The 22,792-nt window shown below is 65.0% G+C and carries 22 protein-coding genes; 14 read left to right on the forward strand and 8 right to left on the reverse strand.

Annotated features, from left to right (window positions below; all coding sequences use genetic code 11):
- The first annotated feature begins 53 nt into the window (after positions 1 to 53).
- The 12 genes from scpA to VRZ08_RS21915 all read left to right on the forward strand — a co-directional run bounded on the left by scpA (position 54) and on the right by VRZ08_RS21915 (position 9,107).
- On the forward strand, positions 54 to 2,213 hold the full coding sequence (scpA, locus tag VRZ08_RS21860; protein WP_164637754.1) for a methylmalonyl-CoA mutase: 2,160 nt from the start codon (positions 54 to 56) through the stop codon (positions 2,211 to 2,213).
- A gap of 64 nt (positions 2,214 to 2,277) precedes the next feature.
- Positions 2,278 to 2,535 (forward strand): type II toxin-antitoxin system Phd/YefM family antitoxin, encoded by a 258-nt coding sequence (locus VRZ08_RS21865; RefSeq protein ID WP_164637756.1) that lies wholly within the window; start codon positions 2,278 to 2,280, stop codon positions 2,533 to 2,535.
- 5 nt (positions 2,536 to 2,540) lie between these two features.
- Positions 2,541 to 2,942: a type II toxin-antitoxin system VapC family toxin gene (locus VRZ08_RS21870; protein ID WP_414533907.1), complete on the forward strand. Its 402-nt coding sequence runs from the start codon at positions 2,541 to 2,543 to the stop codon at positions 2,940 to 2,942.
- A gap of 35 nt (positions 2,943 to 2,977) precedes the next feature.
- Positions 2,978 to 3,292 (forward strand): nucleotidyltransferase family protein, encoded by a 315-nt coding sequence (locus tag VRZ08_RS21875; protein ID WP_414533885.1) that lies wholly within the window; start codon positions 2,978 to 2,980, stop codon positions 3,290 to 3,292.
- Position 3,293: 1 nt separating this feature from the next.
- Positions 3,294 to 3,572, forward strand: coding sequence for a DUF86 domain-containing protein (locus VRZ08_RS21880; protein WP_414533886.1), 279 nt, complete (start codon positions 3,294 to 3,296; stop codon positions 3,570 to 3,572).
- Between the two features lie 61 nt (positions 3,573 to 3,633).
- On the forward strand, positions 3,634 to 4,419 hold the full coding sequence (locus tag VRZ08_RS21885; RefSeq protein ID WP_414533887.1) for a DUF3298 domain-containing protein: 786 nt from the start codon (positions 3,634 to 3,636) through the stop codon (positions 4,417 to 4,419).
- A 194-nt stretch (positions 4,420 to 4,613) separates the two neighbouring features.
- Complete coding sequence (locus VRZ08_RS21890; protein WP_414533888.1) at positions 4,614 to 5,207, forward strand: beta-class carbonic anhydrase; 594 nt, start codon at positions 4,614 to 4,616, stop codon at positions 5,205 to 5,207.
- 86 nt (positions 5,208 to 5,293) lie between these two features.
- Positions 5,294 to 6,283 carry a methylmalonyl Co-A mutase-associated GTPase MeaB gene (gene meaB, locus VRZ08_RS21895; RefSeq protein WP_414533889.1) on the forward strand — a complete coding sequence of 330 codons (990 nt, stop codon included), beginning with the start codon at positions 5,294 to 5,296 and terminating at the stop codon, positions 6,281 to 6,283.
- Positions 6,280 to 6,930, forward strand: coding sequence for a pyroglutamyl-peptidase I (locus tag VRZ08_RS21900; protein ID WP_414533890.1), 651 nt, complete (start codon positions 6,280 to 6,282; stop codon positions 6,928 to 6,930). Before meaB ends, VRZ08_RS21900 begins: the two co-directional genes overlap by 4 nt.
- 66 nt (positions 6,931 to 6,996) lie before the next feature.
- Complete coding sequence (locus VRZ08_RS21905) at positions 6,997 to 7,275, forward strand: hypothetical protein (protein ID WP_414533891.1); 279 nt, start codon at positions 6,997 to 6,999, stop codon at positions 7,273 to 7,275.
- A gap of 104 nt (positions 7,276 to 7,379) precedes the next feature.
- On the forward strand, positions 7,380 to 8,738 hold the full coding sequence (locus tag VRZ08_RS21910) for a TIGR03808 family TAT-translocated repetitive protein (protein ID WP_414533892.1): 1,359 nt from the start codon (positions 7,380 to 7,382) through the stop codon (positions 8,736 to 8,738).
- 129 nt (positions 8,739 to 8,867) lie between these two features.
- Complete coding sequence (locus VRZ08_RS21915) at positions 8,868 to 9,107, forward strand: PilZ domain-containing protein (protein ID WP_107343797.1); 240 nt, start codon at positions 8,868 to 8,870, stop codon at positions 9,105 to 9,107.
- Positions 9,108 to 9,206: 99 nt separating this feature from the next.
- Here VRZ08_RS21915 and VRZ08_RS21920 read toward each other — a convergent pair whose 3' ends face one another.
- The 7 genes from VRZ08_RS21920 to VRZ08_RS21950 all read right to left on the reverse strand — a co-directional run bounded on the left by VRZ08_RS21920 (position 9,207) and on the right by VRZ08_RS21950 (position 17,844).
- Positions 9,207 to 9,650 (reverse strand): four-helix bundle copper-binding protein, encoded by a 444-nt coding sequence (locus tag VRZ08_RS21920; protein WP_414533893.1) that lies wholly within the window; start codon positions 9,648 to 9,650, stop codon positions 9,207 to 9,209.
- Between the two features lie 167 nt (positions 9,651 to 9,817).
- A complete protein-coding gene (locus VRZ08_RS21925) occupies positions 9,818 to 12,127 on the reverse strand; it encodes a TonB-dependent receptor (protein ID WP_414533894.1) in 2,310 nt (769 codons plus the stop codon).
- 152 nt (positions 12,128 to 12,279) lie between these two features.
- Entirely contained in the window at positions 12,280 to 12,621 is a 342-nt protein-coding gene (locus tag VRZ08_RS21930; protein ID WP_346297030.1) for a hypothetical protein, read from the reverse strand.
- Between the two features lie 315 nt (positions 12,622 to 12,936).
- Positions 12,937 to 15,003: a methyl-accepting chemotaxis protein gene (locus VRZ08_RS21935; protein ID WP_414533895.1), complete on the reverse strand. Its 2,067-nt coding sequence runs from the start codon at positions 15,001 to 15,003 to the stop codon at positions 12,937 to 12,939.
- A 442-nt stretch (positions 15,004 to 15,445) separates the two neighbouring features.
- Positions 15,446 to 15,964, reverse strand: coding sequence for a TIGR03809 family protein (locus VRZ08_RS21940; protein WP_414533908.1), 519 nt, complete (start codon positions 15,962 to 15,964; stop codon positions 15,446 to 15,448).
- Between the two features lie 480 nt (positions 15,965 to 16,444).
- Positions 16,445 to 17,278 carry a hypothetical protein gene (locus tag VRZ08_RS21945; RefSeq protein WP_414533896.1) on the reverse strand — a complete coding sequence of 278 codons (834 nt, stop codon included), beginning with the start codon at positions 17,276 to 17,278 and terminating at the stop codon, positions 16,445 to 16,447.
- A complete protein-coding gene (locus VRZ08_RS21950) occupies positions 17,275 to 17,844 on the reverse strand; it encodes a sigma-70 family RNA polymerase sigma factor (RefSeq protein WP_012495371.1) in 570 nt (189 codons plus the stop codon). The genes VRZ08_RS21945 and VRZ08_RS21950 overlap by 4 nt, the downstream gene beginning before the upstream one ends.
- Before the next feature lie 387 nt (positions 17,845 to 18,231).
- Here VRZ08_RS21950 and VRZ08_RS21955 point away from each other — a divergent pair, with 387 nt between their 5' ends.
- Together VRZ08_RS21955 and VRZ08_RS21960 are read left to right on the forward strand one after the other, a co-directional pair.
- Entirely contained in the window at positions 18,232 to 19,392 is a 1,161-nt protein-coding gene (locus VRZ08_RS21955) for a GGDEF domain-containing protein (protein ID WP_414533897.1), read from the forward strand.
- A gap of 37 nt (positions 19,393 to 19,429) precedes the next feature.
- Positions 19,430 to 20,539, forward strand: a complete 1,110-nt coding sequence (locus tag VRZ08_RS21960; protein ID WP_107343789.1) for a DUF2336 domain-containing protein — start codon at positions 19,430 to 19,432, stop codon at positions 20,537 to 20,539.
- Between the two features lie 19 nt (positions 20,540 to 20,558).
- On the opposite strand, the gene VRZ08_RS21965 is transcribed toward VRZ08_RS21960, so the two are convergent.
- Positions 20,559 to 22,778, reverse strand: coding sequence for a TonB-dependent receptor family protein (locus tag VRZ08_RS21965; RefSeq protein ID WP_414533909.1), 2,220 nt, complete (start codon positions 22,776 to 22,778; stop codon positions 20,559 to 20,561).
- Positions 22,779 to 22,792: the final 14 nt, after the last annotated feature.

Genomic DNA, 22,792 nt, shown 5'->3' on the forward strand with positions numbered 1-22,792 from the left:
ATGACGAGAAACGGCAGCCGTGCTACGATGGGCTGTAGTGAGATCAGATAAAAATGAGCAAGATTCCGAACTTCGCCGAGATCGCATTCCAGCCCACTGCCGCCCCTGCTCCTGCAGGTGAGGCCCAGCCGTGGCTGACGCCCGAAGGCATTCTGGTCAAGCCGGGCTACTCCGAGGCGGATGTCGCCGGCATCGATTTTCTCGACACCTGGCCGGGCGTCGCACCGTTCCTGCGCGGCCCCTACCCGACCATGTACGTCAACCAGCCGTGGACGATCCGGCAATATGCCGGCTTCTCGACCGCTGAAGATTCCAACGCGTTCTATCGCCGCAACCTCGCCGCCGGTCAGAAGGGCCTGTCGGTGGCGTTCGACCTCGCCACTCACCGCGGCTACGACTCCGATCATCCACGCGTCGCCGGCGACGTCGGCATGGCCGGCGTGGCGATCGACTCGATCTACGACATGCGCACGCTGTTCGCCGGCATCCCGCTCGACCAGATGAGCGTGTCGATGACCATGAACGGCGCGGTGCTGCCGATCCTGGCGCTGTACGTTGCCGCCGCCGAAGAACAGGGCGTCTCCCCGGAGAAGCTGTCGGGCACCATTCAGAACGACATTCTGAAAGAGTTCATGGTGCGCAACACCTACATCTATCCGCCGGTGCCCTCGATGCGGATCATCTCCGACATCTTCGCCTACACGTCGCAGAAGATGCCGAAGTTCAACTCGATTTCGATCTCCGGCTATCACATGCAGGAAGCCGGCGCGACGCAGGACCTCGAGCTCGCCTACACGCTCGCCGACGGCGTCGAATACGTCCGCGCCGGCATCGCGGCCGGTCTCGACGTCGACAAGTTCGCGCCGCGGCTGTCGTTCTTCTGGGCGATCGGCATGAACTTCTTCATGGAAGTCGCCAAGATGCGCGCCGCGCGTTTGCTGTGGGCCAAGCTGCTGACGCAGTTCGACCCGAAACAGCAAAAGTCGCTGAGCCTGCGCACGCACTGCCAGACCTCCGGCTGGTCGCTGACCGCGCAGGACGTGTTCAACAACGTGATGCGCACCACGATCGAAGCGATGGCCGCCACTCAGGGCCATACCCAGTCGCTGCACACCAACGCGCTCGACGAAGCGCTGGCGCTGCCGACCGACTTCTCGGCGCGGATCGCACGTAACACCCAGCTGTTCCTGCAGCAGGAGAGCGGCACCACCCGGATCATCGATCCGTGGGGTGGCTCGTACTACGTCGAGCGGCTGACCCACGACATCGCCGTCAAGGCCTGGGCTCACATCCAGGAAGTCGAAGCGCTCGGCGGCATGGCCAAGGCGATCGAAGCCGGCGTGCCGAAGCTGCGCATCGAGGAAGCCGCCGCCAAGACCCAGGCGCGCATCGACACCGGCCGGCAGTCGGTGATCGGCGTCAACAAGTACAAGCCGACCGACGAGGCTCCGATCGACGTGCTCAAGGTCGACAATTCGACCGTGCGCCGGCTGCAGATCGACAAGCTCGGCCGATTGAAGAAGGAGCGCGTCCAGGCCGACGTCGACGCCGCGTTGTCGGCGCTGACCCGCTCGGCTTCGGAAGGCAACGGCAACCTGTTGGCGCTGGCGATCGACGCCGCGCGCAAGAAGGCCACCGTCGGCGAAATCTCCGACGCGCTCGAGAAGGTCTATGGCCGGCATCGCGCCGAGATCAAGTCGATCACCGGCGTCTACAAGCGGGAGGTCGCATCGATGGCGGACCGGATGGAAAAGGTGCAGGCGCTGATCGACGCGTTCGAGGATGCCGAGGGCCGTCGCCCGCGTATCCTGGTCGCCAAGATCGGCCAGGACGGCCACGACCGCGGCCAGAAGGTGATCGCCTCGGCGTTCGCCGACATCGGCTTCGACGTCGACATCGGGCCGCTGTTCGCGACGCCGGAGGAAGCCGCCCGGCAGGCGGTCGAAAACGACGTCCATATCCTCGGCGTGTCGTCGCTCGCCGCCGCGCATCTCACCGCGGTGCCGGAACTGAAGGCCGCGCTGAAGAAGCAGGGCCGCGACGACATCATGATCATCGTCGGCGGCGTGGTCCCGCCGCAGGACTACGACGCGCTGGTCAAGTCCGGCGCCGAGGCGATCTTCCCGCCCGGCACCGTGATCGCCGACGCCGCCGAGGAGCTGATCCACAAGCTCAACGCCCGGCTCGGCCATTCCAGCCAAGCGGCAGAGTAGCCGCCAGCTTCAAGACAATGCCGGCTTGATTGACGAACTAGTCTAACCAGACTAGTTTGTCTTCATGAAGCAGGTCGGCATTTTCGAAGCAAAGACCCACCTGTCGAGCCTTCTCGACGAGGTCGAAAACGGCGCCGAAGTGACAATCACGCGGCACGGCAAGCCTGTCGCGCGGCTGGTTCAGGCGAGTAATGAGCTGTCGGCCGATACGATCGCGCGACGGCGTCAGGCGATCCGCAACTTGCGCAGCTTGGCGCGCGACCTGAAGCTGAATCCGACCCACGACGAGATCAAGAGCTGGATCAACGAGGGACGCCGTTGATCGTCATGGATGCATCCGCCGCCCTGGCGATGTTTCTGGATGAGCGCGAGCACCTCGCCAACGATGAGGTGTTTGAAAGCTTGGCGGACCAGCAATTCGTCGTCCCGGCGCATTGGCATGCTGAAATCGGCAATGCGCTTACCACGAACGTTCGCCGCGGCCGGCTCCCTTCCGACAAGCTCGAATACGCGCTGCACAACCTGAAGATTCTCGAGGTGATCACGCAATCACCTCCGGAACTTGACGAAGTCGCCGGTATGGTCCGTAGGGCGCTGGATTCCGGACTGACCTATTACGAGGAGCTGTATGTCCGGCTGGCCGAAGTCAGGAATCTTCCGCTCTTCACCTTCGACAGCCAGATGAGAAAGGCGGCGCGTCAGCGCGGCGTCGAGATTCTTCCCGTGTGACTGCAGCGCCAAGGGCAATCTGCTATACTGACACTATGACCGCCGTCGCCGACATACCGCTGGACAAGATCATCGCGAAGCTGCGCGAGCAGGCCGCCGTATTGCGTGCGGAAGGCGTATCCAAGCTGTTTGTGTTCGGTTCTCGAGCGCGCGGCGATGGGCGCCCCGACAGCGACCTCGACGTGCTGGTGGACACTGCTCCGGGGGCCCGCTTCTCCCTGCTCGACCTCATCGGCGTCGAGCACATCGTCAGCGACGCGATCGGTCTCCGGGCTCAGGCCGCCATCCGCCGATCGATCGAGCCGGCATTCGCGGAACGGATCGCACAAGACCTCGTCGAGGTGTTTTGAGGTGCCTCCGACGATTTCCGATCGGCTGGGTCCTATCGAGACAGAGCTCCAAAATATTCGCGAGGTCCTAAGCGATAAGGATTTCGCCGATTTCCAATCTGATCGGTTGGTACTGGCGGCAATCGAGAGATTTCTGGAGCGAATTAGTGAAGCTTCAAGACACATCCCCGACGCATTGAAGGCGAGCGAGCCCTCCATCAATTGGCGCCGATTGGCCGACCTTGGCAACTGGCTTCGGCATGCCTATCACGCGACAGGTACCGACTGTTGTGGGAAATGATCCAGCGTGATCTCGATCCACTTCGGCAGTTCGTCTCTCGCGCACGCAAGGAGTCCGACCGTTGAGCTTTTCGAACCTGTTCCGCACTGTGCTGGTTCTGGCCAGCGTCTGCGTCCTCTCCCCCGCCCTCGCCGAGCCGGCGAAGCCGAAGCCTGACTTCGCCGTGAAGACGAAGGCCGTCGACGGCACGGTGACGCTCGATGCCGGCATCAAGGCCGATGCCAAGCTCGCCGAGAACTGTCTGGCCGAGGGCAAGAAGTGGATCGCCGAGCGGCGCACCGAGGCCGAGCCGGAATTCAAGAGCGACCCCGAGCTGTTCCGCAACGGGCCGTGGACCTACGAGCGCAGCTACACGACGGATTCGCTGGTCGCGGATCGCTACGTCTCAATCCTGCGCACCGACTACAGCTACACCGGTGGCGCTCATCCCAACACCGACATCGATACGATCCTGTGGGACAAGCAGCTCACCAGGCGCATCAGCATCCGCCCGTTCTTCACCGACCTGTCCGACGGCAGCCCGGCGATGCGAGCGATGGTCGACGGCATCGTCACCGCGCTGAAGGCGGAAAAGAAGGAGCGCGGCGCCGATGAAGAGGACACCGCCTACATCAAGAGCATCGAGCCGAAGCTTTTGAAGATCGGGCCGGTGACGCTGGCGCCGTCGACCACCGCGGGGAAAAGCTCGGGCCTCACCTTCCACTACGCGCCCTACGCGGTCGGTGCCTATGCGGAGGGTGAATACGAGGCGTTCGTGCCGTGGACGGCGCTGAAGCCTTATCTGTCGGCCGACGGCAGTGCGATCTTCGGTGGCGATCGCCCGAAGCAGGAGCGTAAGGCCGAGTAGGCCATCGTACGTCTCCTGGCGGTTTAGAACAGGCCATCTGTGGCGCGCGCGCTTGCCAGCAGAACTCCTCTGCCCCGCGCCGAACAACGAACGCCGCTTCTGCGCAAACTCTGCTTTTTTGCTGACGACTTCCATTCGCTGCGCCGTCCGCGCGGCGAACGGAAAGCTGTCAGCAATGTTGCGGAGTGGACGAGATGACCAAGCCAGCCGGCAATTACGACGCCGTGTTATCGGCCAACAATCAGTATGCGAAGGACTTCGGCGACAAGGCCAATCTGGCGCTGCCGCCGGCACGGCATTTCGCGATCCTAACCTGCATGGATGCCCGGCTCGATCCTGCCAAATATGCCGGCCTCGCCGAAGGCGACGCGCACGTCATCCGCAACGCCGGCGGCCGCGCCTCCGACGACGCCATCCGCTCGCTGGTGATCTCCCACAAGCTGCTCGGCACCCAGGAATGGTTCGTGATCCATCACAGCGATTGCGGGATGCAGTTGTTCACCGGCGAGGTGATTGCCGATCTGCTCGAGGACAATCTCGAGACCGCCAACTTCGACGGCCATCACTGGAGCAATCCGAAGCACGGCGGCGGCTCGGTGGCCGGTCATTTCGTGCACTGGCATACGTTCCAGGACAACGCCAAGAGCGTCACCGAGGACGTCGCACGGATCCGCAGCCATCCGCTGGTGCCGAAGCACATCCCGATCTACGGCTTCATTTACGACGTGAAAACCGGCCGGCTCGACGAGGTCGCCGAGGCCAGCGCCGCCGGCAAACCTGCCGCCTGAGGCGTCATCAACAGGGAGATCGGCGCGCGGCCGTTCCGCGCCGGACTCCCCTCGCCCCTGGCGCCCAATCGTTGTAAACGGGCGCCATGAATTCAGCCCGACGCACCGGCGACATTGCCCATCTCGCCAGCGAGGTCCGCAGCGGCCATCGCGCCGCGCTGGCGCGCGCCATCACCCTGATCGAAAGCCGCCGCGCCGACCACCAGGCATCCGCGCGCGCGCTGGTGCAGGACCTGCTGCCCGAAACCGGCCGCGCGATCCGGGTCGGCATCACCGGCTCGCCCGGCGTCGGCAAGTCGACCACCATCGACGCGCTCGGCATGTATCTGATCGAGCAAGGTCACAAGGTCGCGGTGCTGGCGGTCGACCCTTCCTCGGCGCGCACCGGCGGCTCGATCCTCGGCGACAAGACCCGGATGGCGCGGCTGTCGGCCGAGCCGGACGCCTTCATCCGTCCCTCGCCCTCCTCCGGCACGCTCGGCGGCGTTGCGGCCAAGACCCGCGAGGCGATGCTGCTGTGCGAGGCCGCCGGCTTCGACGTCGTGCTGGTCGAGACCGTCGGCATCGGCCAGTCCGAAACCGCGGTCTGCGATATGACCGATTTCTTTCTGGCGCTGATGCTGCCGGGCGCCGGCGACGAGCTGCAGGGCATCAAGAAGGGCCTGGTCGAGCTCGCCGACATGATCGCCATCAACAAGGCGGACGGCGACAACATCAAGCGCGCCAACCTCGCCGCCGGCGAGTATCGCGCCGCGCTGCATATCCTCACTCCGCGTTCGCCGAACTGGCAGCCGCCGGTGAAGACCTATTCGGCGATGACCGGCACCGGCATCGCCGAGTTGTGGCAGGCGGTCTTGGACCATCGCGCTGCGACGACACCGTCGGGCGAATTCGACGCCCGCCGCCGCGAACAGCAGGTGAAGTGGATGTGGACGCTGCTGGAGGATCGCTGGAAGGCGAAGCTGCGCAGCGACCCGGCGATCCGCGCCAAAGTGAAATCCACCGAGGCCGCCGTCGCCGAGGGCTCGATCACGCCCACGCTCGGCGCCGATCGGGTCGCGGAGCTGATCGGGTGAGCGGCCTGCGCATCCTGATCACCGGCTTCGGGCCGTTTCCCGGAGCGCCCTACAATCCGACTCCGCAATTGGTCGATCGCCTCGTCAAGCTGCGGCGGCCGGCGTTCGACGACGTGGTTCGCGTCGGGCATATCTTCAACGTCAGCTACCGTGCGGTCGATCGCGACCTGCCGGCGCTCCTCGCGCAGCACCGTCCCGATGCGCTGCTGATGTTCGGCCTCGCCGCGTCGACTCGGCACGTCCGGATCGAGACCCGCGCCCGCAACGCGATCACCACGCTGTGGCCCGACGCCGACAAGGTGACGCTGCGCCATGGCCAGATCGCGCCCGGCGAAGACGCGCGGACGTTCGGCGCCCATGGCGCGCGGCTGGCCCGCGCCGCACGGCTCACCGGGATCGATGCGCGGCTGTCGCGCGACGCGGGTCGCTATCTGTGCAACTATCTGTGCTGGCGCGGGATCGAAGCGACGCAAGCCGCACAGGGCCCTCGGCTCGCCGCCTTCGTCCACGTGCCGCTGCTCAGCCGTGACGGCACCGCCTGGCCGGGAAGTCGGATCACCGCCGAGCAACTGGTCGATGCCGGCGAAGCGATGCTGCTGGAGCTGGTGCGGCTGACCCGGCAGGCCCGCCGCGTTGCGGCCCGCTGAGATCGTATCGCTCACCAAAGAAACCCATCGTTCCGGCCGGCGTTGTCCTCGTCCGAGGAGGAACCAATGCCGTACGCGCTGTTTTGCGACGATGCCAGGGTCAGCAAGATCTATCCGACCCAAGCCGACGTCTGGAAGCACGCCAAGGAGAGCGGGCTGGTGATCGACACGGTCGCTGACACCGAAACCGAAACTCCGCGCCACGTGCTCGACAACGGCTACCAGATCCGTGCCTGCGCGCCGGAGCCGGGCGAAGACCCGGAGCGTAATGAACGGGAGGCCCGCGCCGCGCGGCGTGATCAGTTTGTACCGCCCCAGCAGGAGCCAGACCACGCGCAGGGTTAACCCTACCGCGAAACATCATGCCGCCGGTCCGCCGCCTTGGCCCGCGCCTCGACGGAATTTGCGTTAGCTGTGAGGATTAGGTTTTCGCCCACAGAGCACGCGCCATGGCCCTGCACCGCCGCGACTTCCTCACGACCCTTGCGACGACCAGCGCACTGGCGCTGACCACCTCCCCGCTCGCTGCGGCCCCGACCTCGCGCCGCGGTCGCGACGCCGCGCTGTCCGGCGTCCGGCCCGATAGCAGTGATGACCAGACCTCGGCCTTGCAGCGCGCGATCGACGATGCCGCCGAACGGCGCGTGCCGCTGGCACTGCCACCCGGCAACTATCGGACCGGCACGCTGCGGCTGCCGTCCGGCGCGCAGCTGTCCGGTGTGCGCGGCGCCACGCGGCTGATCTTCACCGGCGGCCCCTCATTGTTGGACAGCCAGGGCGCCGAAACCGCGACGCTGTCCGGCCTGGTGCTCGACGGCGCCGGAATTCCGCTGCCGAGCCGGCGCGGGCTGGTGCACTGTATCGCTGCGCAAGACCTGCGGATCGAAGACTGCACGATCACCGCCAGCGGTGGCTCGGGCATCTGGCTGGAGGCCAGCTCCGGCGCCATCAGCAACAACACCCTGACCAAGATTGCGGTGACCGGCGTCGTCTCGTTCGACGCCAACGGGCTGCGGGTCGACGGCAACACCATCATTGATACCAACGACAACGGCATTGAGATTCTGCGCACCTCGCTCGGCGATGACGGCACACTCGTCACCGGCAACCGGATCGAAAACATCAAGGCCGGTCCGGGCGGCTCGGGCCAGTACGGCAACGCCATCAACGCGTTTCGCGCCGGCAACGTGGTGATCAGCGGCAACCGCATCAAGGATTGCGATTACTCCGCGGTGCGCGGCAACTCGGCTTCGAATATTCAGATCACCGGCAACAGCGTGCTGAACGTGCGCGAGGTCGCGCTGTATTCGGAGTTCGCGTTCGAAGGCACGGTGATCGCCAACAACACGGTGGACGGCGCAGCACTCGGGGTCTCGGTCTGCAACTTCAATGAGGGCGGCCGGCTCAGCACGGTGCACGGCAACATCATCCGCAACCTCAAGCCGAAGCGACCGATCGGCACGGCGCCCGACGACGATGCCGGGATCGGAATCTATGTCGAAGCCGACACCGCGGTTTCCGGCAACGTGATCGAGAACGCGCCGTCGTTCGGCATCGTTGCCGGCTGGGGCCGCTATTTGCGCGACGTCGCCATCACCGGAAACGTCGTGCGCAAGAGCTTCATCGGCATCGGCGTGTCGGTGATGGACGGCGCCGGCACCGCGACGATCACCGGCAACGTGATCGCCGAAACTCCGCGCGGCGCGGTGGTCGGTCTCGACCACGCAAGACCAGTGACGCCGGACCTGACGACGCCGGGCGCGACGCGGTTCACCCAGGTCTCGCTCGGCAACAACACCACCCGGTGACGACGCGGCCCCGGCTTCCTGCGCGCGAACGGCGGCTTTGTACTTTGCTGTACGTAGATGGCCGCACTGTGGGCGTTTTTTGAGGGATGCGTTCACAGAAATATAAAATTCTCATGCTCAAACGGCCGAATGGATGAGCAGAGAAAAACGCCTCGGCGGCGCGTCCTGAAGGCTGCAACCATCGAGTTCGGCGGCGGCGCGATCGACTGCAGCGTCAGGAATATCTCAGAGGCCGGCGCGGCGCTGGATGTCGTCACGCCCCTGTTCATCCCCGACCGATTCACGCTCTACGTCCCGAGCGATCAGATCAAACGAGCCAGCCGCGTGATCTGGCGAAAAGAGAAACGGATCGGGGTTGCGTTCGATTGATCGAGCGCGGGGACCGGACCTGGCAAGCCGGGCCCGTCTACTCTCCTGCTTGCTTATCGACACCGCCACAAGCACGGCTCGGTGGCGGGGCAAGCGATCTCACACCGCGCGGCAGGCGTCGGCGCAGGCTTTACACGCGTCGGCGCAGGCCTTGCAGGTGGCGTGATGATCGGCGTGCTTGCGGCACTCCTTTTCGCAATCCTCGCACACCGCCAGCGCCACCTTGGCCATTGCGGGCAGGTTCGGAGAGCCGAGCGATGCGAGCTTCTGCAGCGTGGCGCACACCGACAGCATCTGGTCGACCGACTTGGCGCAGGCCGCGAGCGAGGTGTCGCCGGCCGCGAACGACTGCAGGCAATGCGCGATGCAGGCCTGCCCGGTCTTGACGCAATCGGACGCGGTTTCGATCAGCTTGGCGTTGGCCGGCGCAGCGCCGGCGGCCGCAGCATGCATGTGGGCGCTATGGTCCTCGGCGGCGAGCGCGGGCGAAGCCGCAAAGATCGCGGCCCCCAGAACGGTCAGAAGATTGCGACGGTCGAGCATGATGAAATTCCCCTGCGTGGAGTTCGAATCTCTACTCCACCCGGATGAAAATACAATCACGTCGGCACCAGCCTGACTGTAGTCGATTATTCTCCTTCGTCGTCATACCAGGCTTCCAGGCCGGCGAATGGGGCCGTTCTCTGTATCGGAGGCGGCCCCACGCACCATCAGAACGACACGGTCAGGCGGGTGTTGAACGACCGCCCCATGCCCGGCACGCCATAGCCCCAGATCGGCGACGATCCGCCCATCATCGAGGCCGCGCGGTAGTCGACGAGGTCCGCCCCGCCGAGCGGCAGCGTGTAGAACTTGTCGAAAACATTATCGACGCCGACATCGAGCCGCACGTTCTCCCAGCGATAACCGGTGCGGAGGTTCAGCAGCGCGTAGGCCGAAGTCGTGGTCTCGTTGTGCACCTCGCTGACCTGGGTCTTGGCGCCGACCAGTTGCAGCTCGATGCCGTTGACCCAGCCGCCGAGCTCGTGATCGAGCCCGAGCTTCGCGTTGACCGGCATCACGTGATACAAGTTGATGCCGTCGGTGCGCTGGCCGTGCACGTAAGCGAACTGCCCGCGCAGCACGCCTCGGCCGTAAGCCGCATTGTCCCACGCCGTCAGCCGGCCGTCGAGATTGACGCCGTAGAGTTCGGCGTCGTGGTTGGCGAACTGCAAGAACACGAAGGCGTTGGTCTTGGTCAGGTTCGCCGCATTGCAGGTCGAGCTGCCCGCGATGAAGCAGCGGTTCACGTCGATGTAGTCCTGCACGTAGCTGTAATACGGCGTGACTCGAACCTCCCATAGCTTCTGCGCCGGATCGTGCCACGCCGCGGTGAAGCTCACGGTGTGGGCCTTTTCCGGGTTGAGGTCGACGTTGCCGACGTAGCCGTTGCCATCGCCGAACCAGCCGATCATCTTCATCGCCATCGCGGTGTTCGACCAAGTGTAGCGCTCATACAAATTCGGCGAGCGGGTCTTGCGGGCGAAGCCGAGCTCGAACTGGCTGATCGCGTTGGGCTCGTAGCGGATCAGCGCCGAACCGTCGAAATTGACGTCGGTGCGATCGCGGTCGCGGCCATTGAAGCGCGCCGCATCGGCTGCGTACATCGAGCTGTAGCCCTGGACGTTGCCGGTGCCCATCCACACCACGTCGTTACGCAGGCCGAACAGCGTGGTCCATTCCCGGTTCCAGTGCCGCTCCCACTCGACGAAGGTGCCGAGCCGGGTGCGGCGACCGTCGTTGATGTTGATGAAGGTGTTGGGCGACATCATCATCCCGGAGCCCGGCACCGGATCCCACCAATCGTCGAGCCGGTACGCATGGGTCTCGTTGCCGATGCGGATCAGATCGTGGTCGGAGGCGATCACCGAGGCCTTGATGTTATAGCCGAGGTCGGTGCCGCGGGTGTCCATCGGCATGTTGCTGACCTTGTCCGGCGCGATGAAGCCCATCGTATGCCGGATGCGGTGATAGAACGCAGATGTCTCCAGCTTGCCCCAGTCGAACACGCCGTCGTAGCGGCCGTTGACGAACATCGACCGGTTGGAGACCATGTCCATGTACTGGTTGACGTAGCCCTGATACGGGATGAACTGCCCGCCGACCTGCAGCGTGAACAGATTGCCGGCGCTCTGCCGCGAAATGCTGACGGCGTGGTTCTGCACCTCCCACAGCGTCGACTTCACCGTCATGCCGTTACCGGCCTTGTAGTTGCCGGAGCGGGCCCAGCCGCCGGTGTAGGTGACGCTGGTGTCCTGATTGGCGATCGTCGCACGCGCATCGACGCCGTAGGCGTTGCCGTTGCTGCGATAGAAGCCGGAGACCGTCGCTGTGGTCAGCAGGCTCGGCCCGGTCGCAAACTGCGGCGGGGCGGTGGTGACGTCGATCTTGCCGCCGATGTAGTCGCCGCCGACGCTGACCGGCGCGACGCCCAGATAGGCGCGCATGCTGGCGATCATCTGCGGATTGACGAAGGACAGCGGCGGATTCATCTCGTTCGGGCACGCCGGGCTGATCAGCATCGAGTTGATCGCCACCTGCACGCGGTCGGCGCCGACGCCGTTCAGCGCCGGCAGGCTGGAAACGCCGCCGGCGCCCCACACTGCGCCGCCGGGAATGTCAGTGATCAGCGAGGCGCTGTCGCTGGTGCCGAGGCTGCGCGTCACCGCAGCCGAGCCCGGCAGCGTCGTGGCCGAGGCGGACACCGGCTCAGACGATGGCGCGGCGGGCGGCGGGGACGCGGCAGCATCGCGGATCACCGGCCCGCGCTGCGGCGACGGCGTGGTGGCGCGCACGCGCGGTTTGGCGCGCGGCCTGGCGGGCTCGACCACAATGGTCGACAGATTGCTCCCAGCTTGGGCGGAAGCCGGCGCCGACGAGAGCGAGACGGCCGAGAACGCGATCGCCGCGCACGGCAACGACAGCAGCGAGGTGGACAGCAACAAGGACCGGCGCAAGCCGGCGGGCAGAACGGATGACATGACGAAACTCACGGAAGAGCGAGCGCGCGCAGCCTCTGGCTGGCGCAGGACATCTGGCGCCGTGCGCTGCGACGAGCAGACGCGACGGTGACAGCAGCGAAACGGCTAAGCATCGCCGCCGCGCAGGAACGCGCGATCGGCGATGGGTGCGGTTACGCGACGTCCGGAGGTCCGCGGGCGGAGTGTGAGGAAACCGGGGCGCTACGCGGAGCAGCCTCGGTGAGCGGCCAGCGCTGGGCGAGCCACGCCCAAGCCAAGCTCGGCGCCGCGGTGACGACCAGCGACGGCGGCGGCAGGCTGCAGACCAGGACGCAGGCGATGCACTTGAAGTGCACCACCACCCGATCCTGCGACTCGGGCGGCGCGGAGGTGTCGATCGAATGGCAGATGCCGGCGCTGGCAAGAACGTCGAGCGATGCGGCGCTGGCGGCCGGCATCGCCGACAGCGCGATCTGCAGCAGCAGCGCGAGGGTGACGATCCAACTGGTCGACATCCGCAACGCGGCGCCGAACCAAGCGGACTCGTTGCGAATCGCGAGCGACCGGCCTGGACGGCGCGCATGCGCGGCCGACGCTCTTGCCTTCACTCCGCTCCACAACGCCCTCAGCACATTCGTCCCCAGTCTGTGCGGGGAGCAAGTAATCACATCGACAAAGGTGCAACAATACGGCGAAGTAATGAGATACCGCAGCTCGTGTCATTTGGAATAGATGTCACATTTGGAGCACAGGTCACCCAAACGCGCGCGCCCGGGACCAGGCCCGGGCGCGACACATCAGTTGCAAGTTGCTAGCGATAACGTGACGGCTTACGCCGCCCGCACCGTCTCCATGAAGCGATCGACCTCATCCTTCAGGCGCGTGCTATCGCGCGACAGCGACTGTGCGGCGGACAGCACCTGCGACGAGGCAGAACCGGTCTCGGTCGCGCCGCGCTGCACGTCGGAGATGTTGGACGAGACCTCGTGGGTGCCGCGTGCAGCTTGCTGCACGTTACGCGAGATCTCCTGCGTCGCCGCGCCTTGCTCTTCCACCGCAGACGCGATGGTCGAGGCGATCTCCGACATCCGCTCGATGGTGCCGCCGATCTCGCGGATCGCACCGACCGACTCCTGCGTTGCCGACTGCATACTGCTGATCTGCGAGCTGATCTCCCCGGTCGCCTTGCCGGTCTGCTCGGCAAGCGCCTTCACTTCCTGCGCCACCACCGCGAAGCCGCGGCCGGCATCGCCCGCGCGCGCCGCCTCGATCGTGGCGTTGAGTGCGAGCAGGTTGGTCTGGCCGGCGATGGTGTTGATGAGATCGACCACGTCGCCGATCCGGTTCGCCGCCTGGGCGAGCGTACCGATCCGGTCGTTGGTCTTGCGCGCCTGCTCGACGGCTTCGTTGGCGATGCGCGCCGCTTCCTGCACCTGACGGCTAATCTCGGTGATCGACGAAGCCATCTCCTCGGTGGCCGAGGCCACCGACTGCACGTTGGCTGAGGCCTGTTCGGACGCCGCCGCGACCGAGCCGGCAAGCATCTGCGAACGTTCGGCGGTGGTGGTCAGCGTACCGGCCGAAGCTTCGAGTTCGGTCGAAGCCGAGGTCACGGTGTCGATGATCTCGCCGACCGCGCCTTCGAAATGATCGGCGAGGCGCTGCATCTCGGCCTTGTGCTCGGCGGCGACGCGGCGTTCGGCTTCCTCCTGCTCGGCCTTCAACCGGTCGAATTCGCGCGAGTTGTTGCGGAACACTTCGACCGTGCAGGCCATCAGCCCGATCTCATCCAGGCGCCCGGAGCCGACGATCTCGACATTGGTGTTGCCGGCAGCAAGCTCCTTCATCACGCCGGACATCGCCACGATCGGGCCCGACACTGCACGGCCGATCAGCCAGGCGAGCAGAATGCCGACTGCGAGCGCGCCGAGGGTGATGACCAGGATCTGGGTTTGGGTTTCACTGATCAGCGCCTCGGTCTGGTGGCCGATCTGCTTGGATTCGGTCAGACCGGACTGCTTGATCGCCGCGGCATCACCTGCCAACGCCTCCGCGACCTTGGTCATCGACGCGATCGCCGCGTCGATGTCGTTGACGTCGCGAACCGACTGCTGGAAGCCGTCCGCATAGATTGCGAGGTCGGCTTCGATCGCGGCGAGCTGCTTGCGCTCGGCGTCTGCCGTCAGCGCGGTCTTCATGGTCGACAACGAGGTGCGAAAATCCGCCAGAGCCTTTTCGGCGCTCGCCTGCGCGGACTTCTCCAGCCGGACTCCAAGCACCTTCGCGGCGCCGAGCCGCAGGAGCAGGAACTGCTTGAGCGATTGCGCGACCAGAAGCGCCTGATCGCTGTTGCCGTCGCCGCTCATCGTGGAGGATTGCAACTGCTCGAGCTTGCCGACGATCCGCTGCCCGACCGGCCCCAGCACGGTCAGCGATAAACGGTTCTGATCCTGACGCAGCCTGGTTAGCCCCTCGAACTGGCCGACATACGCATCAACCTTGTTGCTGAGGTCGAGCATCGCAGCGTGGCGGCTGGCGACGCGAATTTGCTGCAGCGACTGCTTGATATGATCCTGCAGCTCGGTGCGGCGCTTGGTGGCTTCGGCGATCATAAAGTCTTCGCCGGTGAGGCTGTATTCGCGCACGGTACGGCGAAGCGAATTGAAGTCCTGTTCGACGTCACGCACGGCGTCGACGACGCCGACGCGCTGATCGAACTTGGCGAACGCATCACCGACTTTGCCGAAGCTGGAATAGTTGAGGACGGCCAGGACAGCCATCAGCACCTGCACGGCGGCGAAACCGATGGCGATTTTCACCCCGATCTTGCGGTTGGTGAAGAACGAAAACAGGCCCGCAGAACTGTGCGGGACAGGCGACGATTGAGCACTAGGCATGATCTCTTTCCCGACGAGGCCGCGCGAAAGCGTGGCTGCACTCAGCGCATGAAAGAGAGATCCGCAGCACGTCAGGGACGCGCACGTCGCCGCGAATCCCCCTGCTGTGATTTCATCTTATGAGCGAATCCAGAACCGGTTCGCACGCAATAAGTGCGCGAAAATTCGTTCCAATCCGTTAAATATCAGCGGCGCAATTCGGTGCGCATTGACGCCAGTTTGCGCTGATCGCGGCGTCGGCTGCTGTGTTCAAGTTTGATCAATGTCAAACGGCGCCGCAAAACCGAACTAACAGTTGATGTTAGTAAGCCGAGCTCGGGCTGAAGCAGATTGCGCCGCGCCATCGGCGCCGACGACTCAATACGACGAAGGTCGCATCGGCCACGCTGTGGATGAATGACGCGAACGCACACCTTTGCGCGAATCAGGGCGGGTGTGCGCGTCAGCCCGCTTTGCGGAGCAGCGAGTAGCGTTGCTCGAGCCGCGCCGGATCGAGCGCGTGCATCCACACCGGGACATCGTCGGGGACAATCGCCGGGGCCGGCTCCGGCGCAATCGGAGCGCGCACCGGCTCGGCGGCTTTAACCGGCTTTGCGGGAGCGGTGACGCGCGGCGCCTGGGCAGGCTTGGGTGCCGATTGGGGCAGCGTGTACGAGGGCGAGCCGTTCACCACCTCGCCGTCGAAGTAGAACGCCAGCCGCGGCTGGACTTTCTTATTGTGGCCGAGCCAGGACAGATCGACCGGACGATTGTCGAGAGTCGCTTCGCGATTCAACAAGCCGCGCCAGGATTCGACGGCGGCCTTGGCTTCCTGGACGTTTTCAAGAAATTCGAGCTCGCCGAAGAAGCGCCGCCAACGGCCGGTTTCGAACAGCTCGGTGAGGTAGTCGAGCCGCTGTTCTGCGAGCAAGCACCAGCGCTGGACGAGCGCACGCCCACGCTCTGCGTCGGTCTGTTCCATAGTCGGTCCGCCAGGAGAGGAAAAAGGAACGCGACGCAACTTACGAATCGACGCAAAGCTTACGAACAATGTTGTTAACAAAAATTTACCATGTCCAGCGCAGCGGTAACTTGGAGCTCCGCCGCGACCGAACCTCGTAATACTGCGGGTATTTGGAGGGCGTCCCAGTGGCTTGGCCGCCGAATCAGGCCGGAAAACGAAAGACCCGCCCGGGGGGACAACCGGGCGGGTCACAAGCCATATCAGCGCAGGGGTGGATGGGCGCTCGCGCCGACTGGCCTCGTTTGGGAGGTGGTGTCCGCTCCCACAACGATTGGTCAGCGGACAACGCGCACACGTTCAATCCGGTTGCAGATTTTTTCTCGCGCGCGAGGTTGTGAAGATGGAGTGAGCGACGCTCCGCGCCAGCCGTCAGCGACGCGGGCAGAGATGTGCCCGCACCACAGCGCCCAGACAGTTGCTTTGTGCAGTGCGAAGTAATCAGGGAGCCGACAGCACCACGCTGACGACCGGCTCCTTTTGCAGCCGGCCGATCAGATTCTCCTGATCCTCCTTCGACAGTGGCTGCGTGCCGAACTGCAGCCGGAACAGCCCGCCTCGCGAGCTGTCGACCACCACGGCGTTATAATGGTCGAGCAAGGCGGCGATCTCCGAAGCGCGCGCTTCGGGCGCGAACTTGACCAGCACACGCGGGCCGGATTGCGGCGCAAGGCTCCGCACCACCGGTCCGCCCGACCGCTCCGCCATCACCATCGGCGGCGCCGGTTTGCTGGCTTCTGCCGGGCGATCGGCCATCGCCGCCGCGGGCGGCGAAACCGACGCGGGAGCCGGAGCCGATGCCGGCGCGCGCGCCACCTCGCGCTGCGGCTGATAGGCGGCGGTCTGCACCGGAGCCGCATGCGGCCACGTCAGCAGCGCACCGATCAGTCCGGCCTGCAACAGAAGCGCAAGGCCGGCGACCGACGCCGACCAGGCCAGCGCCTTCGGCGACAACCCGGAAAAGAAACCGGCAAAGCGCGCGCCGAGCCCCTGCCCGGCACCCGGCGCCCGGGCCGGCTCGGCATCGATCGCAGCGAACAGCTTCTGCATCGCGCGCGATGACGGCGCACCGAGGCTCTCATTGAGCTCGATGGTCGAGGCGTATTCTTCGAGGATGACGGCATATTGCCGCGCCAGCGCCGGATCGCGATCGAGCGCATCGGCGACACGGCGGGCATCGCGGGCATTCAGCGTGCCGGCCGCGTACCACGGCAGCAGCGCCTCGACGTCGCCCGGCTCCCGGGGATCCGGCATCGTGTTGCTCATCGCCATCATGGCCAGCCTCGTTGCACGCCGGCCGCCTGCAGCAGATCGGCGAGTTTCTTGCGCGCGTAGAACAGACGGGTTTTCACCGTGTTCTCCGGAATTCCGACGATCTCGGCGACTTCTTCGATGGATTTCTCATGGTAGTACACCAGATCGACGATCTCTCGATGCTCGGGCGTCAGTGAGGTCAGGCACTTCCGCAGAGCTTCGCCCGTGTCCTTCTTCTGCACCGCGATCTCTGGATCGTCGGAAGGATCCTCGATCGCGGCGGCGGCCTCGTCGTCCAGTTCGGCGTCCTTACGCCGTCGCAGCGCCGACAGCGCCTTGAACCGCGTAATCGCCAGCAGCCAGGTTGAAACCGAAGACCGTCCCTCGAACTTGCCGGCCTGCCGCCAGACGTCGAGGAAGACTTCGCTGATAAGATCCTCGGCGATCTGTTCGTTCCGAACGAGGCGCAGACCGAACCGGAAGACTTTGACGTGATGCCGTCCATACAGGACTTGCATCGCGACCCGGTCCCCCTGGGCGATCCTGGCGATCAGGACGTCGTCGGTGGCTGCCTGCTTGGTACTCACTAGCCGTCTCTTGGATTTGGTCGGCCGGACAACGCAGAAGGTTCGATAAATAAAAGCAAATTTTCGATCCTCGGAATGGCCGCAGGTCCCGATTCCGGCGCGAAACGGCGCCTAACCCAGCAAGATCGCTTCGCCAGCCCACCTCCGCGGGCAGCGTGAGTCGCCGCGCCATGTTGGCCGAAGGTTACCAAGCCGAGATGCGGTTTGCGCGACATATTCACAGCTCAATCCTGGCAGGTCGCCTTGGCTGTCCGGGAAATCCCGCGCAAAACCCGCTGGAATCAACCAGCTGGCGGCTTCCATCAACCCTTGCGAGCAACTGGCAGATACCAAAACGAAAGGCTTTTCCCAGTAGGTTCCCGAAGAGCAAAATCGACCGGGCGGACGATGGGACCAACTGCCGCGCTGTCGGGCACCCTGCCCGACCCTCAAACCAGGGCTGAAGACGCCAGGGCAGAAGACGCGCGCACCCTTGCCGTCCGTGGCCGACGGATGCGTCAGCGCCGGCACATGCTGGACCTGATCGCCGCCAGCTTCATGATCGATGCTGCGATCCTGCTGATCTACGTCCAGGCCGGCACGATCCCGTCGATCGTGGTGGTGGCCTTCGCCGTTTCCGGCGCCCTGGTCGGCGGCATTTTGTTCGCGCTGTCGGAATCCGGGTTCAACGATCGCTTCTCCGACCACTATCTGACGGTGCCGATCGCCGTCACAACACTGGCGCTGATCATCGGCTTCACGGTGTGGGCGCCGCAGATCGGCGCCTTCTTTCTGTTCGAACTGTTCGTGGTGTTCGGCTTCGCTTCGCTGCGCGCCGATCGCCGGCAGGCGCTGATCCTGTGGTCCGCGCTGCTGTGCGCGCTGGTGCCGCTGTTCCTGCTCACCGATCTGCCGATCGGGATGCCGCACGACAATTCGCTCGAACGGCTCGCCACCCTGCTGGCGCTGGTGCTGACGGTCGGACGCTGCACCTTCATCGGGGTGTTTTCCAAGGCGCTGCGCGACTCGCTGTACAAGCGCGGCGCCCAGCTCCGCGAGGCCTATCAGCGGATCGAGGAACTGGCCGAGCTCGACGAGCTCACCGGGGCCTATAACCGCCGCTGCATCATGCGGCACCTCGACAACGAAATGGAACGAGCGGCGCGGCACTGCGAGTCGCTGTCGCTGGCGCTGATCGACCTCGACTGGTTCAAGCGCATCAACGACACGTTTGGTCATCCGATCGGCGACGAGGTGCTGCGCACTTTCGCCATCACGATCTTCGCCAACATCCGCAGCTTCGACCGGTTCGGCCGCTACGGCGGTGAAGAATTCCTGCTGCTGCTGCCGAACACCTCCGACGACGAAGCCCGCCTGATCCTCGACCGGCTTCGCATGATCGTCGCCGATCTCGACTGGAGCGCGTTCTCGCCCAGCATGATGGTGACGCTGTCCGCCGGCGTCACCACCATGACGCTCCAAGAATCCACCGAAGCCGTGCTGGCACGCGCCGATCGCGCACTCTACGAGGCCAAGCACGGCGGACGAAACCGAGTTGCCTGCGCCTGAAGAAACAGGCGCCCTGTCTTCGCTCTAGGAAAGAGTAATGACTTCAAGACCAACGAGGCCGGCCCTCCACCTGCTCGATGAATTGCAGGCGATGCTGGCGCACGGCACCGTGGCGCGACGCGTCGAGACGCTACGCCGCGTGACCGACCTGTTTCTCGACGGCGTGGACTACAACGACGAGCAGATCGAGGTGTTCGACGACGTCTTTACCTGCCTGGTCGAGGACATCGAATCCAACGCCAAGGAGCTGCTGGCGCAGCGGCTCGCCAATGTGCAGGCACCGCCGCGGATCATCCGGCAGCTCGCTTTCGAAGATCGGATCGAGATCGCCGCGCCGGTGCTGTCGCAGTCGGAGCAGCTCGACGACGCCACCCTGATCGCCAATGTGCGCGCCAAGAGCCAGCAGCACATGATGGCGATCTCGACCCGCCGCACCCTCAGCGGTGCCGTCACCGACGTGCTGGTCGAACTCGGCAATCCGGCGGTAGTGCAGAGCACGGTGAAAAACCCCGGCGCCGAATTCTCCGACAACGGCTATTGCGTGCTCGCCCGGCGCGCCGAACATGACGACGGCCTCGCCGACGCACTCGGCCAGCGCACCATTCCGCGGGCGCAGTACCTGAAGATGATCGCGATCGCTTCGGCGACCGTGCGCAGCAAGCTCGAAGCCGCCAATCCGCACGCTGCCGCCGATGTCGGCAACGCGGTGCGCCAGGCCGGCCGGCTGGCACGCTCGGCGCCGCGCGGCATCAGCCGCCAGACCTCGATCGCGCACGGGCTGGTGCGCTCGCTGTTTGAAGAGGGCCGCATCGACGCCGTCGCGGTGCACAGCTTCGCCCAGCAGCGCAAATTCGACGAGACCAATCAGGCGATCGCTTGTCTGGCCAACATCACGGTCGAAACCGCCGAAGCCATGATGGTGGAATCGCGCGACGAAGGCGTGCTGATCCTCGCCAAGGTGTGCAACCTGACATGGGCGACGGTGCGCGAGATCATCGACATGCGCGACGAGATCAACGGCACCCACTCGCACGACCTCGAGGAATGCCGCGACACCTATGAGCGGCTGCGCACCTCCACCGCCCAGCAGGTGCTGCGCTTCCACCGCATGCAGCAATCCACCGCCGCCGCACCGCCGGCCGCCTGAGCGGCCGGCGGAATAAACCTCACATTCGATAGCGCAAACCGCCAAACACGGCGCGCCCCATCCCCGGATTGAACAGCGCCGACGCCGCGGTGGCGGTTTCCACCGCGATCGTGGTCGAGATGTAACGCTTGTCGAGCAGGTTGCGTCCCTCGATGTAGCCGGACCAGCCGGTGCCGTGGTCGTAGCCGAGCTTGAAGTTCAGCAATGCGTAGGGATCGACCGTCAGCGTGTTGGCGTTGTCGGCATAGAACGCCTGCGGCATCCATTCGACGTTCGGGCCGGCGTAGAAGCCGCTGGCATGCTTGTAGAGCACCTCGGCCCGCACATAGTGCGCGGGCACTGCCGGTAAACGATTGTTTCCCCAGGTGGCATCACTATCGAACCGGAAGTCGCTATAGGTGTAGGCGACGTTGAACCAGAACCGGTCCTCCGGCGCGAAGGTCGACTTCAGGAACGCGACTCCGAGTCCTGCTTCGATGCCCTGATGCACCGTGCGATCCGCATTGCGGATCGTGCAGGCGCCGGGTGTCGCCGGGCTGGTAAGACACTGGAGCTCGTTGCGGATGTCGGCGCGATACAGCGAGACGTCCCAAGTCAGATCCGGCCGCCGGCCGCGCGTGCCCACCTCATAGGTCGTCGCGGTCTGGGCATTGATGTCCGTGCTCGCCGGTGACGCGAAGGTGGTGACGTCGTAGGTCGGAACCTCCGCGCTGCGCGAGATATTGCCGTACACCTGCCAAGTCGGATCGACATCCCACAGCAGGCCGATCTTCGGGCTGAAGGGATTGTAGGTCCGCCGGCCGGACTGATCGCCGTTGGACAGGAAGCGGTCCTGCTGGTCGCGGACCGCGTGCAGGAACTGCGCGCCGGTCACCACCGCGACGTTGGGCAGCACGTAGAACGAGTTGTCGGCGTAGGCCGACATGTTCTGCGACTTCCAAAGATTCGACGCCGCGAGCGGCCCCTTCACCGCCGCACCGACGTTCCAATATTGGTTGATGTCGATGGTGCCGTTCTGGATGTTGACGCCGGTGATCAGGCGGTTGCGGAAGCCACCGATGAAACGGTCGTCGGTGGCGCGGGCGAAGCCGCCATAATCGTGGACGTGGAAGTCCAGCCACTGATAGATCGGATGCATCACGTGGCGTTCGAGGACGAAGGCACCGAAATCGACCGTGGTCTCGTCGAACCGCAAAGTCGTCTTGTTGGCGACGCGCACCGAGTCGATATTGCGCTGCTGGTCCTGCTGCACCCACACCGGATTCGCCGCACGCGGCGAGTTCAGCGCCAGGTCCTTGGTGACCTCACCGGGAATCTGCGCCCGCCAGCGGCTGACATTCAGATAGAACCGGGTCTCGACATCGGGCGAGAATTGATAGCCGACATTGGCATTCAGCCGCTCGGCGTCAGTCTTGCTGTGCTCGCGATAGCCGTCCTCGCGCTGCGCCGACATCGTCATGTACCAATCCGCGGCGCCGGCGACCCCGCCGGTCGCAACCTGCGACTTCAAGTAACCGAAGCTTCCGCCGTCGACACGTGCCTCGAACTCGGGTGCGTCACGCCCCGTCGGCATGACGAAATTGATCGCGCCGCCGAGCGAGTTGGCGCCGTAACGCAAGCCGTTCGCGCCCTTGTACACCTCGATATAGCGATACGCAGTGGGGTCGATCTCGTAGAGGTCGAACAGCCCGTCCGCAGTGTTGATCGGGATGCCGTCCATATACGGGTTAATCCCGCGATTGCCGTAGGCGCGGGACAAGCCCGAGCCGCGGATCGAAATCCGCGCGTCCGGCCCCCAGCGCTGCTGGATCAGTACGCCCGGCACCCAGCCGAGCGCGTCCTTGATGGTGTTGGCCGGCGAATTCTTGAACGCCGTGTCGGGCACCAGCGCAACCCCGCCGGGGACTCGCTGGATTTCCTGGCGTGCCTGCTCGGTGGTCGGCACCGTCAGGCTCGCCGTCGAGCCCGTGCTTTGCTGGACTGCCGGACCTGCGGTCGGGCGCGCGGAAGGCGCGCCGCGATTAGCGGTGCGCACTGTGCGACTGCCACCCGACGTGGCACGCGGCTTCGAACGGGCGGCGGAACGCGGCGCCTGATCCGGCGCCTGCACCGTCACCGGCGGTAGCGGCTCTCTCGACGTGCTCTGCGCCAGCGCGGAAGCGCCGAACATTGAGGCTGACGCGACGGCCGCGGCGGAGGCCAGCAGCACGCGGCGAGACAGCGGCAGGATGCACGACATCCGGTGCTTCACGT

Origin of the sequence: Rhodopseudomonas sp. G2_2311, from assembly GCF_047501505.1 — a bacterium.
GTDB lineage: Bacteria > Pseudomonadota > Alphaproteobacteria > Rhizobiales > Xanthobacteraceae > Rhodopseudomonas > Rhodopseudomonas palustris_H.